This window comes from Methylibium petroleiphilum PM1 (assembly GCF_000015725.1).
Classification (GTDB): domain Bacteria; phylum Pseudomonadota; class Gammaproteobacteria; order Burkholderiales; family Burkholderiaceae_C; genus Methylibium; species Methylibium petroleiphilum.
In genome coordinates this window covers 2,836,654-2,848,116 of record NC_008825.1, presented here as the reverse complement: position 1 = coordinate 2,848,116, position 11,463 = coordinate 2,836,654, and the positions used below count along the sequence as shown (strand labels likewise).

At 73.0% G+C, this 11,463-nt stretch carries 10 protein-coding genes; 6 read left to right on the top strand and 4 right to left on the bottom strand.

Annotation, left to right across the window (positions count from 1 at the left end; translation table 11 throughout):
• Position 1: 1 nt before the first annotated feature.
• The 4 genes from MPE_RS13480 to MPE_RS13465 all read right to left on the bottom strand — a co-directional run bounded on the left by MPE_RS13480 (position 2) and on the right by MPE_RS13465 (position 3,491).
• Complete coding sequence (locus tag MPE_RS13480; protein WP_011830257.1) at positions 2 to 1,120, bottom strand: efflux RND transporter periplasmic adaptor subunit; 1,119 nt, start codon at positions 1,118 to 1,120, stop codon at positions 2 to 4.
• Complete coding sequence (locus tag MPE_RS13475) at positions 1,117 to 1,674, bottom strand: hypothetical protein (RefSeq protein WP_011830256.1); 558 nt, start codon at positions 1,672 to 1,674, stop codon at positions 1,117 to 1,119. The genes MPE_RS13480 and MPE_RS13475 overlap by 4 nt, the downstream gene beginning before the upstream one ends.
• A gap of 40 nt (positions 1,675 to 1,714) precedes the next feature.
• The gene (locus MPE_RS13470; RefSeq protein WP_011830255.1) at positions 1,715 to 2,986 is read right to left on the bottom strand and encodes a TolC family protein; all 1,272 of its coding nucleotides are present in this window, start codon (positions 2,984 to 2,986) and stop codon (positions 1,715 to 1,717) included.
• 148 nt (positions 2,987 to 3,134) lie between these two features.
• Positions 3,135 to 3,491, bottom strand: a complete 357-nt coding sequence (locus MPE_RS13465; RefSeq protein ID WP_011830254.1) for a hypothetical protein — start codon at positions 3,489 to 3,491, stop codon at positions 3,135 to 3,137.
• Between the two features lie 179 nt (positions 3,492 to 3,670).
• On the opposite strand from MPE_RS13465, the gene MPE_RS13460 reads away from it, so the two are divergent.
• From MPE_RS13460 to MPE_RS13435, 6 genes are all read left to right on the top strand, one after another.
• Positions 3,671 to 4,312 carry a thermostable hemolysin gene (locus MPE_RS13460; RefSeq protein ID WP_011830253.1) on the top strand — a complete coding sequence of 214 codons (642 nt, stop codon included), beginning with the start codon at positions 3,671 to 3,673 and terminating at the stop codon, positions 4,310 to 4,312.
• On the top strand, positions 4,309 to 5,796 hold the full coding sequence (locus MPE_RS13455) for an AMP-binding protein (protein WP_011830252.1): 1,488 nt from the start codon (positions 4,309 to 4,311) through the stop codon (positions 5,794 to 5,796). The genes MPE_RS13460 and MPE_RS13455 overlap by 4 nt, the downstream gene beginning before the upstream one ends.
• Positions 5,793 to 6,488: an iron-containing redox enzyme family protein gene (locus MPE_RS13450; protein WP_011830251.1), complete on the top strand. Its 696-nt coding sequence runs from the start codon at positions 5,793 to 5,795 to the stop codon at positions 6,486 to 6,488. The genes MPE_RS13455 and MPE_RS13450 overlap by 4 nt, the downstream gene beginning before the upstream one ends.
• Entirely contained in the window at positions 6,485 to 7,285 is an 801-nt protein-coding gene (locus MPE_RS13445; protein WP_041929686.1) for an SDR family oxidoreductase, read from the top strand. The genes MPE_RS13450 and MPE_RS13445 overlap by 4 nt, the downstream gene beginning before the upstream one ends.
• 26 nt (positions 7,286 to 7,311) lie before the next feature.
• Positions 7,312 to 7,968, top strand: a complete 657-nt coding sequence (locus MPE_RS13440; protein WP_193373370.1) for a tetratricopeptide repeat protein — start codon at positions 7,312 to 7,314, stop codon at positions 7,966 to 7,968.
• Positions 7,969 to 8,102: 134 nt separating this feature from the next.
• A complete protein-coding gene (locus MPE_RS13435; RefSeq protein WP_011830248.1) occupies positions 8,103 to 11,294 on the top strand; it encodes an EAL domain-containing protein in 3,192 nt (1,063 codons plus the stop codon).
• Positions 11,295 to 11,463: the final 169 nt, after the last annotated feature.

Sequence of the window (11,463 nt, the reverse complement as noted above, 5' to 3'; positions counted from 1 at the left end):
CTCAGCGGACCTGGTTGATCAGGGTCGCGCCTTGCGTCGCGACCCGATCACCGGGCTTCAGACCCGAGGTCACCGCGGCGTGCACGCCGTCCAGCGCTTCGGTGGTCACCGCACGGGGCTCGAAGCGCTCCGGGGCCGTCTTGACCCAGACGATGGTCTGGTTGGCGGCGTTCTTCATCAGCGCAGCCACGGGCACGGCGATGCCCTGCACCTTGTCGCGCGTCTGCACGAACACCCGCACCGGCTGGCCGACGGCCAGCGCCTCCAGCGCCGCGCCCTCGGCGCGGAAGGCCAGCGGCAGCGCCTGCTCGCGCAGGCTGCGTGCGGCGCCGACGAACACCAGCGGCACGCGCCGCTCGCCGACGGCCATCGTCGCGCTGCCGATGTTCGAGGCGAGGGCGGCGTCGAAGGCCAGCGCCTCGATGCGCAGGCGCGTCGGGTCGACGATCTCGAACACCAGCTCGCGGGCGTCGACCACCTGGCCGGCCACCACGTGCGCCGAGGCGATCACGCCCGCCACCGGCGCCGTCAGCGGCTCGCGGAGCGCCAGGCCGCCACCCACCGCCGCGATGCGCGCCGCCAGGCTGGCCGCTTCGCTCTCGGCGGCCTCGATCTCCTTGCGCGGCACCGTGTCGGCCAGTGCCTGCAGGCGTGCGACGCGCTTGTCGGCCAGCGCCCGGGCGGCGCGCAGCTCGGCCAGCTGTGCAGCCTGGTTGGAGCGCTCGATCGGCGCGGCCGACGGCAGCACGTGGGCCAGCACCTCGCCGCGGCGCACCGCCTGCCCGGGGTGGGGCAGGCCGCGCGGGCCGGGCTCGATGCGGCCGGCGTGCAGCGCCTGCACCCGGCCGCCGGCATTCGGGTCCATCAGCACGCGGGCGCCCAGCTCCACCGTGCGCGGCAGATCGGCGGCCGTGCTCACGACGGTCCGCACACCCAGCTGGCGCTGAGCCGGCTTGGGCAGGAACACGCTGCCGTCGGGTTGCCGTTGCGGGCCGTTGGCGCTGGGCGCCGCAGGCGCGTCGCCGTGGTCGTGGCCCTCGCCGGCACGGGCCATCGGGATGCAAGTCGTCAGGGCGATCAGCAGGGCCGCGCCCGCGGCCGTCAGGGCGGGGCGCTTCATGCGGCCGCTCCGGTGCGGACACGGCGCCCGCCCAGCACCCGCCGTGCGCCCCAGCCGAGCAGGGCCAGCACGGCGATGGCGCCGACGAACCAGGCGGCGTAGGCCTTGGTCGCGTGTGCAGGGTTCGCAGCCTCGGCGTGCACGGGCGCGTGGAGGTCGAGTTCACCGGCCAGCAGGTCCAGCTCGTCGCCGGCGGTCACCGTCGCGGTGATCGGCAGGACGCCCGGCGCGGGCGCCTCGGCCAGCACGACCTCGTACTCGGCGTCACCGTGCGCCTCGGCCTTGACGGGCTGGCCGCCGATCTCGAGCGCGATCTCGGCGTCGCGCACCGGGCGGTTGTCGGCCGTGCGGTCGAGGTAGAGCGTGAGCTGGCGGCCGTTGAGAACACCGACGAGTTCGAAGGTCTCGGAGACGGCCGCGAAACGGGGCAGCGCCACGCCGGCTGGGGCCGGGGCTTCGCTGCCGTGGTCGTGGCCTTCGCCGGCATGGGCGGCCTCGCCGGTGGCGAGGAGGGCCGCGACGGCGAGCGCGGCCCACAGAGAGGTGGAGGTCATGGAATGGGGTTCCTCTGGGAGTTCGTTGGGGGGCGCGGCGTCACCGGGGCAGCAGCCCCAGGGCCTGGCGCCAGGCCGACAGGGCGGCGGCGAGTTCGATGCGAGTGCGGGCCGCCTGGCGTTCGGCGTCGGCCGCCTCGGCCTCGATGCGCAGGCGGGTCGGCAGGTCGGTCTCGCCGAGCTGGAAGGACTGGTCGAAGTAGCCGCGCGACTCGCGCGCCAGCCGGGCGCGCCGCTCCGTCGCGGCGAGCTGGCTGCGCGCCGCGTCGACGCGCACGCGCGCCGCCTCCTGCTCGGCCTGCAGCCGCTCGCGCTCCAGTGCGAGCCGGGTCTGCAGCTCCAGAGCCTCGGCGCGGGCGCGGGCCACGCGGCTGTCGTGGCGCGCGCCGCCGCCGAAGGGGATGCGCAGGCCGAGCGTGATCGACGGCTGGCTGGCCTCGCCATCGGTGCCGCGCTCGCGCGTGCCGGCCAGCGTCAGCTCCGGGTTGGCACGCGACTGCGTGGCCGCGAGCTGGGCCGTGCGCTCGGCCACCGTGGCGCGGTCCTGCAGCTCGCGCAGCGCGGCATGTGCCTCGGGCTCGGCGGTCCGGCCGGGCTCGGGTTCCGGTTCGGCGAGCGGGGCCGCGGCGGCGGGCTCGGCCGGCGGCATCAGGCCAGTGCCGGCCTTGAGCTGCTGCCGGGCCGCCGCCAGCGCCGCCCGGGCCTGCGCCAGCGCCGATTCGGCGCCGGCGACGGCGCCGTCCGCCTGGTGCTGGTCGGCCCGCGCCAGATCGCCGGCCTGGGTGCGCCGGGCGACGTCGGCGGCGATGCGCCGGGCGCTGGCCAGCTGGCCGTCCGCGATGTCGGCGTCGAGGCGGGCCCGCTGCCAGTCCCACCAGGCCTCGCGCACGCGGGCCGCCACGGCCAGTTGCGCGGCCAGGGTGTGGCTCTCGACGGCCGCCGCCTCGGCGTCGGCCAGCGCGCCGCTGCGGCTGCGTTCGCCCGGCAGCCACAGCGGCATCGCGACGCCGACCTCCAGCTCGCGTGCGCCCCGATTGCGGTTCAGGCGGTCGGTCTTGTTCGACAGCGCCAGCGCGGCCGGCTCGGGCGTCCAGGACCGCGCGGCGCCCTGTTGCGCCCGGGCGGCGTCGCGCCGCGACGGCAGCGACAGCGACTCGGGCTGCCGTGCCCAGGCGGCCTCGAAGGCCCGTCGCAGGTCGAGGGGGTCGGCGGCGGGCGGCGCGGCCTGTGCCGGTGCGGCCGCCAGCAGCGCCGCGAGCGCGGCGGCGGCGTGCCGGCGCCAGGTGGTATTCGTTCGTGAACTTCGGTCCATCCGATGCTCCAGTGTTGAAGGAATCAACCCACGGGAGATCGGCAAGCGGCGACCCAGCGGACGCCGCACGCCGGAGGCGGCCGCGACAGCGGCACGCGCTCAGGCGTCGACGGGCTTCAGGAAAGGAAAGAGTGACCCGCCTTGCCGATCAGGCAAGGGGCGCCCACTGAGGGCGTTCGGGTCGGGCCGGTGCGTGGGCGCCGCCCGCTTCGTCGGCGGAAGTGCGGGGCGTTGCCGTCGACAGGTCGCCGGACAAACTCTCCGGCAAGCCCAGCAGGCCGGTGCAGTGGCCGTGGCAGTGTCCGCAATCGACATCACCCGCGCCGGTGGTCTCGCCTTCCGGGCACCCATCGTCCGCGACCGCGTTCGCGTGGTGCAGGTGCTCGTGATGGCACACGTGCGCGGCGTCCACGCTTGCTTCGCGCTCGCAATAGGACGCCACCGCCGCCCAGCTGAACTGGAGGGGCAGCAAGGCGAGCAGGACGATGGCGAGGAGGCGGCGCACGGGCGGCAGTGTAGCGAGCCCGGCGCCGCATGGAGGAATCGCAGGGTCATCGGCCCGCCCGCGGGCCGGCGTTCGCCGTGACGGATGTGGCAAGCGCCGGTGACCAGGTGTAAGGCTGCCTTCCACTTAACGCCGGCTTAAGTTTGCGCCGCGAGCATCCAGGCCTCAAAGGAGTGTTCATGCGCATCGCCCAGTTCGCCGCCGGTCCCCGCTCGCAGGATGTCGAGACCGCCGCCCCGGTGCCCCATTTCGCCTGGCATGGCGTCGGGGACCCCGGACGCGCCCGCGTCGAGGAGTTCATCCGCCGCGTCTACGGCGAGCGCTACGGCGCGCGGGTGCGCCAGTTCGCCCCGGTGCTGGTGAGCCTGCGCGACGGCGCCGATCCCGATGCCCCGGTGCTGGCCGCCGCCGGCTACCGGGTCGCGACGCAGCCGCTGTTCCTCGAACATTACCTGGACGTTCCGATCGAGCATGCCCTGACCGTGGGCGCGGTGCAGCCGCCGCGCGAACGCATCGTCGAAGTGGGCCACCTGGCCGCCGTCCGTGCCGGCGAGGGCAGGCGCCTGATCCTCCGGCTGGCACAGCACCTGGCAGGGCTGCAGGTCGAATGGGTCGTCAGCACCCTGACCGAAGAACTGCGCCACCTGTTCACGCGCATGGGCGTGGTGCCGAGGGCACTCGGGCCGGCCGACCCGGCCCGTCTCGGCGACGCCGCGCACGACTGGGGAAGCTACTACGAGCACCACCCGGTCGTGCTGGCCGGCCACCTGCCGCTCGCCATGCGTCGACTGGCCGAGCGGGCGCGGGGCGCGGACCGATGAATCTCGTGGAAACGCTGGCGTCGGGGCAGCCCGACGCCTGGCCGGCCGCGCGCTTCGAGGCGGCCGTCGACCGCGCCGCCGAGGCCCTGCGGGCGCGTGGCACGCGCGTGCTGGCGACGCTGTTCGACAACGGCATCGCTTGGCTCGTGGCCGATGCGGGCGCGGCACGGGCCGGGGTGGTGCATGTGCCCTTGCCCGGCTTCTTCACGCGCGGGCAGCTGCAGCATGCGCTGGCCGCGGCCGGCGTCGATACCCTGTGGACGTTTCCGGCGGCTGCCGCCGGCTTTCCCGGTGCGCCGTCCGAGCCGCTCCGCTTCGACCCCGGAGCGGAGCCGATCAGCGCGCTGCGCCTCCCGGCGGTGCCGGTCGCGATGCCGGCCGGGACCGCCAAGGTCACCTTCACCTCCGGCACCACCGGCACACCGAAGGGCGTCTGCCTGGGGCAGGCAGCGATGGACCGGGTGGCGCAGGCGATCGGCGAGGCCACGGCCGCGCTGGACATCACCCGCCATCTCAGCGTGCTGCCGTTCGCGGTGCTGCTGGAGAACATCGCCGGCGTGCTGGCGCCGCGCCGGCGCCAGGCCACCTGCATCGCGGTGCCGCTGGCCAGCGTCGGGCTGCACGGTTCGTCGCGCTTCGATCCGGCGCAGCTGCAGGCCGCGGTCGAGTCCTGGCAGCCGCACAGCCTGATCCTGCTGCCGCAGATGCTGCGGGCGTGGACGATGTGGCTGCGGGCCACCGGTCGCCGGGCACCGGCATCGCTGCGGCTGGTGGCCGTGGGCGGTGCCGCGGTCGGTGCGCCGCTGCTGCAGTCGGCACGTGAGCTCGGCATCCCGGCCTACGAAGGCTACGGCCTGTCGGAAGGGGCGTCGGTGCAGACGCTGAACCTGCCCGGCGCCGATCGCCCGGGCAGCACCGGCCGACCGCTGCCGCACGCGCGCCTGCGCATCGCCGCCGACGGCGAGATCGAGGTGACGGGAAGCGCGTTCCTCGGCTACCTCGGCAGCGAGGCGCCACTGCCGGACTGGTGGCCGAGCGGCGACCTCGGCACGATCGACGCCCAGGGCTTCCTGCACGTGCAGGGCCGCAAGAAGCAGGTGCTGATCACGGCCTATGGCCGCAACGTGTCGCCCGAATGGGTCGAGACGGCGCTGCAGAGTGCCGCGGTGGGCGGCCTGCCGCCGATCGCCCAGGCGGTGGTGTTCGGCGATGGCCGGCCGGCACTGTCGGCGGTGCTGTGGCCGTTGCGCGCGGACCTGCCCGACGCCGTGCTGCAGGCAGCCGTCGATGCGGCCAACGCCGGGCTGCCCGACTACGCGCGGGTGCGCCGCTGGGTCCGCGCCCGCGCGGCCTTCGACACCGACACCGGACTCGCCACCGCGAACGGCCGGCCGCAACGTGCCGCCATCGAGCAATTGCACCGCGATGCGCTGGTGGCCGATCCGCTCCCTTCGACCTTCATCACGGAACCGATCTCTCCATGAGCTTTCACGCCCGACTCCTGCGCGACACCGCCGCCGAACGCGGCGGGCTGGTCGCCATTCCCATCATCCAGGGCTGCCTGCGCGGCGAGGTCTCGCGCGACAGCTACCTGGCCTTCCTGACCCAGGCCTACCACCACGTGCGCCACACCGTGCCGCTGCTGCAGGCCTGCCGCGAGCGCGTGGGCTCCTCGCGGCCGGCGTGGCTGACCGACGCGCTGGACGAGTACGTGGAGGAAGAGCGCGGTCACGACGAATGGATCCTCGACGACATCGCGGCCTGCGGCGGCGACAAGGAGGCTGTGCGCCACGGCACGCCGGGCCATGCGACCGAGGTGATGGTGGCCTATGCCTACGACACCATCGCGCGCGGCAACCCGCTGGGCTTCTTCGGCATGGTGCATGTGCTCGAGGGCACCAGCGTGTCTCTGGCGCTGATGGCGGCCGATCGCATCCAGGTGAACCTGCGCCTGCCTGACGCCGCCTTCAGCTACCTGCGTTCGCACGGCACTCTCGACCAGGAGCACACCGCGCATTTCGAGCTGCTGATGGACCGGCTGGACGACCGCGCCGACCAGGACGCCATCGTGCATGCCGCCCGCGCCTTCTACCGCCTCTACGGGGACGTGTTCCGCAGCCTGCCACTGCCCCGGATCGTGGCGTCGGGGGTCCAGCCCACCGCGCAGGCCGCATGATGGGCCTCGACCTGAAGCATTGCAGCGTGGTGCTCACCGGCGCCTCGGGCGGCATCGGCGCGGCCGTGGCGCGCGCCCTGTCCGGAGCCGGTGCGCGGCTGCTGCTCGTCGGCCGGGATGCCGGCCGGCTGGCGGCCCTGGCGCGCACGCTCGAGACCCACCCCGACCAACCGCGGCGCGTCGAGGTGCTGGCCGCGGACCTCACCACCAGCGCCGGCGTCGAGGCGGTGCGGCGCGTGGCGCTGGCACGCCGCGCGAACGTGCTCGTCAACAACGCCGGCGTGGCGAGCTTCGGGCGCCTGGACGCGCTGGACGACGCCCACATCCTGCAGGCCGTGACGACCAACCTGGTGGCACCGATGCTGCTGACGCGGGCCCTGTTGCCGGGGCTGCTGGCGCAGCGCAGCGCGGCAGTGCTCAACGTGGGTTCGGTGCTCGGGCGGCTGGCGCTGCCGGGCTTCTCGGTCTACAGCGCCACCAAGTTCGGCCTGCGGGGCTTCAGCGAGGCGCTGCGGCGCGAGCTGATCGGCACGCCGGTGCGGGTGCAGTACCTCGGGCCCCGCGTCACCGAGACCGGCTTCAATGCGCCGGAGGTCGAGGCCTACAACCGCAAGACCGGCGCGGCGGTCGACCACCCGGACGACGTTGCGGCCGCGCTGCTGCAACTGCTGCGCGACGGCGCGGCCGAGCGCTTCCTCGGGTTGCCCGAGAAGCTGGCGGTGTGCGTGAACGGCCTGGCGCCGGCGGCGCTCGACGGCGCCTTCAAGCCGCACCGACTGGCGCTGTCGGGCGCCTGAACCCTGAAGATCCAAGGAGAACCCAGATGCTTGCTCGCTCCCCCCTGTTCCTGATGGCCGGCCTCGTGCTCGCCCTCCATGCGCCGCTGCTGCGCGCCGGCCCCGTGGAGGACGCCGTCAGCGAGGTCCAGCACGAGTGGGAGGTGACGCGCTACCAGACGCCGCCGAAGGAGCGCGAGAAGCGCTATGAGGCCCTGGTCGCGAAGGCGCACCAGTTTAGCGAGGCCCACCCGGGGCGCAGCGAACCGCTGGTCTGGGAGGGCATCGTCGTGAGTTCGCTGGCCGGCGAGAAGGGCGGCCTGGGCGCGCTCGGTCTCGTCAAGCAGGCCAAGGGCCTGTACGAGCAGGCGATCAAGATCAACCCGGAGGCCCTCGACGGCTCGGCCTACAACAGCCTCGGCGTCCTCTACTACAAGGTGCCGGGCTGGCCGATCGGCTTCGGCGACAAGAAGAAGGCCGACGAGCTGATGCAGTCCGCGCTGAAGCTCAACCCCCAGGGAATCGACCCGAACTTCTTCTATGGCGAGTTCCTGCTCGAGCAGAAGCGACCGGCCGACGCGCTGGTCTACCTGGAGCGGGCCATGCAGGCTCCCGCACGGGCCGGCCGGCAGATCGCCGATGCCGGGCGCCGCGACGAGGCCCGGGTCCTCATCGAGAAGGCGCACGCCCAGCTGGGCCGGTGAAGGACGGCGGCCACGCGGCCGCGTCGCGGAGGGCCTGAGCGGGTCAAGTTGATCCGGCTTCTGCCGAAGAGACCCGAGTGCGCTACCGGTGCCACTGGAGCGGGCGCACCGGACCGCCTTCCCGACCCTTGCCCATGACGATCTCCCATCCCTTCAGTCGCCTGCTGGCCCGTCTGAGCGTCGGCCGCAAGCTGATGCTGATCTACCTGCTGGACCTCACGGCGGTGATCTTCGTCAGCAGCATCCTGATCAACGAGAAGTTCATCGCGATCGACTTCGCACGCAAGGAGATCGCCGGCAACGCCTACATCGCGGGCATGCGCGATGGCCTGATCGAGGCCGCCCTGGGGCCGGACGCGAGCGGGGCGGCGGCACGCACGGACCACCGGGCGGCGCTGGCGCTCGCCGAGCGGCAGCACGGTGCGGGCATGCAGAGCGAGGAGCCGAGCCTCGCGCTGGCCACCGCCTACGGTGTGCTGGCCACGGCCGGACCGGGCGACCGCGGCAAGGCGCAGTCGGACGTGCTGGCGCGCGGGCGCGACCTGATCACGCGGGTCGGCAACCAGTCCAACCTGATCCTGGACCCCGACCTCGACAGCTACTACACGATGTCGCTGATCGTGCTGCGCTACCCGGAGCTGCTCGAGACCATCGACGGCATCGGCGCGCAGCTGGCGGCCCAGGTCAGCGCGGGGGCCGGCCTGGCCGAGGCCCGCACGCAGTACCTCATCCTCGAAGGCAAGCTCGACGCGACCCGCCAGGGCATCGACACCGACCACAGCGAGGCCTACGCGGCCGGCGGACCGGCGCTGAAGGCCCAGCTCCGGCCGGCCCAGGCCAAGCTGCAGGCTGCGCTGGAGGCCTATCGGCGCAGCGCGCGCCTGCTGTTCGACAGCGGCGCCACGCCGCAGTCGCTGGCCGGCGTGCATGTGGCGCAGGCCGGACTGGTGCGCGAGCTGCAGGTCGCCTGGGCGGTGGCCGGTGGCGCGATGGACGGGTTGCTCGACGCGCGTGTCGCGAGCCTCTACCACCGCATGTGGATCCACCTCGGCACCGCGCTGGCCCTGCTGTGCGCGATCCTCGCGATCGTCTACTTCGTGGCCCGGCAGATCGCCATGCCGCTGCGGCATCTGGCCGAGGTGACCGACACCGTGCGGCGCACCGGCGACCACAGCCTGCGCGCGCAGTGGAGCAGCAGCGACGAGATCGGCCGCTTGGTCGTGGGCTTCAACGGCATGCTCGCGCAGCTCGATCAGGAACGCGAGACGCAGAAGGAACTGGCCGCGAGCGCCCGCGCCGCGGAGGCCCAGCGCGCGCTGGTGGAGGCCACGCCGATCCCGCTGGTCGTGACCTCGGTGCCGGGGCACGAGGTGCTGCACGCCAACCCGCCCGCCGAGGCCTGGCTGGCTGGTCATCGCGCCGATCCGTGGAAGCACGGTCTCGATTCGTCGGTGCGGGCGCGCTTCTTTCAGCAGCTGGCCGATCGCGGCGCAGTCGACGAATTCGAGGTCCGCTGGGGCGCCGGGACCGAGCCGGCCTGGGCGGTGCTGTCGGCCCGGCGCGTGCGCTACCAGGGCCAGGACGCGGTGCTGACCGCCTTTGCCCCGATCAACCACCTCAAGCTGATGGAGCGGCGGCTCGAGCTGTGGGCCAAGGTGTTCGAGGCCTCCAGCGAAGGCATCCTGATCGTCGATGCGCAGCGCCGCATCCTGACCGCCAACCAGGCGTTCTCGCGCCACACCGGCTACGAGCTGCAGGAGGTGGTGGGGGAGAAGCCGTCCCTGATGCTGGCCGTGGAGCAGACCGACGAACAGAGCGCCGCGTTCTGGCAGAGCGTGTCGAACCGCGGCACCTGGCAGGGCGAGCTGCAGGTGCGCCGCCGCAACGGCAGCGAGTACCCGGCCTGGCTGATGGTGAACGCCGTGCGGCAGTCGCAGGGCGACATCTCGCACTACATCTTCACGTCGATCGACATCAGCGACCGCAAGAAGAGCGAGCAGCGCATCCGCTTCCTGGCCGACCACGACGTGCTCACCGAGCTGCCGAACCGCTCGCTGTGCACCGAGCGGCTGCGCATGGCCGTGCAGCAGGCACAGCGCAGCGGGCAGCAGGTGGCGGTGATGTTCATCGACCTCGACCGGTTCAAGGACATCAACGACTCGCTCGGCCACCACATCGGCGACGGGCTGCTGCGCTCGGTGGCGCGGCGCCTGCTGGAAGCGGTGCGCGCCGGCGACACCGTCAGCCGGCTGGGCGGTGACGAGTTCGTGATCGTGCTCAACGGCGTGCAGCACATCGACGAGGTCACGCACATCGTCGACCAGCGGCTGATCCCGCTGATCCGCCAGCCGCACCTGGTGGAGGGCGCCGAGCTGCATGTCTCGTGCAGCGTGGGCATCGCCGTCTTCCCGGACGATGCCACCGACATCGACGAGCTGATGAAGCATGCCGACACGGCGATGTACCAGGCCAAGGCCGGCGGCAAGGACGCCGCCGAGTTCTTCACCGCCGAGATGACGCAGCGCGCGGAGTCGCGCATGCAGCTCGACGCCGACCTGCGGCGTGCGCTCGAGCTGGGACAGTTCGAGCTGCACTGGCAGCCGCGCGTGAGCGCGGCCGGCGGCGTGCTGCTCGGCGTGGAAGGCCTGCTGCGCTGGCAGCACCCGCAGCGCGGGCTGGTCTCGCCGGCGCACTTCATCCCGCTGGCGGAAGAGACCGGGCTGATCGTGCCGATCGGTGCCTGGGTCATCGAAGAGGCCTGCCGGCAGGTGGCCGCGTGGCGCGCGCAAGGCCTGCCGTCGTTCGGCGTGTCGATCAACCTGTCGGCCCGCCAGCTGCGAGACGACGGCCTGACCGACCTGGTGCGCGCCAGCCTGCTGCGGCACGGTGTGCCGCCCGGTGTGCTGGAGCTCGAACTCACCGAGTCGATGGTGATGGACGACGCCGAGCGCAACCTGCGCCAGATGCACACGCTGCGCGACCTGGGCGTCGGGCTGGCGATCGACGACTTCGGCACCGGCTACTCGAGCCTCGCCTACCTGAACCGATTCCCGATCGACAAGCTGAAGATCGACCGCTCGTTCGTGCATGACATGCTGGCCGATCCGACGGATCGGGCCATCACGATGGCCATCATCGGCCTGGGCCATGCGCTCGGCCTGCAGGTGGTGGCCGAGGGCGTGGAGGAGCCGCGTGCGGCGGCGCTGCTGCGCGAGGCGCGCTGCGACGAGCTGCAGGGCTACCTGTTCGGGCGGCCGATGCCGGTGCCGGCCTTCGAGGCCTGGCTGGCCGAACGCGAGGCGCCGGTCACCCGCGTGACCGTGTGAAAAGTCGTGGGACGGCACTCGCTTGGTGCCCTGCGCTGCTGAACGAGAGCCATTCCCGTCGGGAAATTTCAGGATGAGAAAGTCGTTCAAAGATGACGGTTCGACACCCGCCACCTCTGCCCATCGCCACGCCACCACAGCCGTATCGTTAGTCACCCCCGTTGCGGAG

Coding starts and splice junctions, on each gene's coding strand:
- MPE_RS13480 (WP_011830257.1), bottom strand. CDS start 1,120: ATGAAGCGCCCCGCCCTGACGGCCGCGGGCGCGGCCCTGCTGATCGCC.
- MPE_RS13475 (WP_011830256.1), bottom strand. CDS start 1,674: ATGACCTCCACCTCTCTGTGGGCCGCGCTCGCCGTCGCGGCCCTCCTC.
- MPE_RS13470 (WP_011830255.1), bottom strand. CDS start 2,986: ATGGACCGAAGTTCACGAACGAATACCACCTGGCGCCGGCACGCCGCC.
- MPE_RS13460 (WP_011830253.1), top strand. CDS start 3,671: ATGCGCATCGCCCAGTTCGCCGCCGGTCCCCGCTCGCAGGATGTCGAG.
- MPE_RS13455 (WP_011830252.1), top strand. CDS start 4,309: ATGAATCTCGTGGAAACGCTGGCGTCGGGGCAGCCCGACGCCTGGCCG.
- MPE_RS13450 (WP_011830251.1), top strand. CDS start 5,793: ATGAGCTTTCACGCCCGACTCCTGCGCGACACCGCCGCCGAACGCGGC.
- MPE_RS13445 (WP_041929686.1), top strand. CDS start 6,485: ATGATGGGCCTCGACCTGAAGCATTGCAGCGTGGTGCTCACCGGCGCC.
- MPE_RS13440 (WP_193373370.1), top strand. CDS start 7,312: ATGCTTGCTCGCTCCCCCCTGTTCCTGATGGCCGGCCTCGTGCTCGCC.
- MPE_RS13435 (WP_011830248.1), top strand. CDS start 8,103: ATGACGATCTCCCATCCCTTCAGTCGCCTGCTGGCCCGTCTGAGCGTC.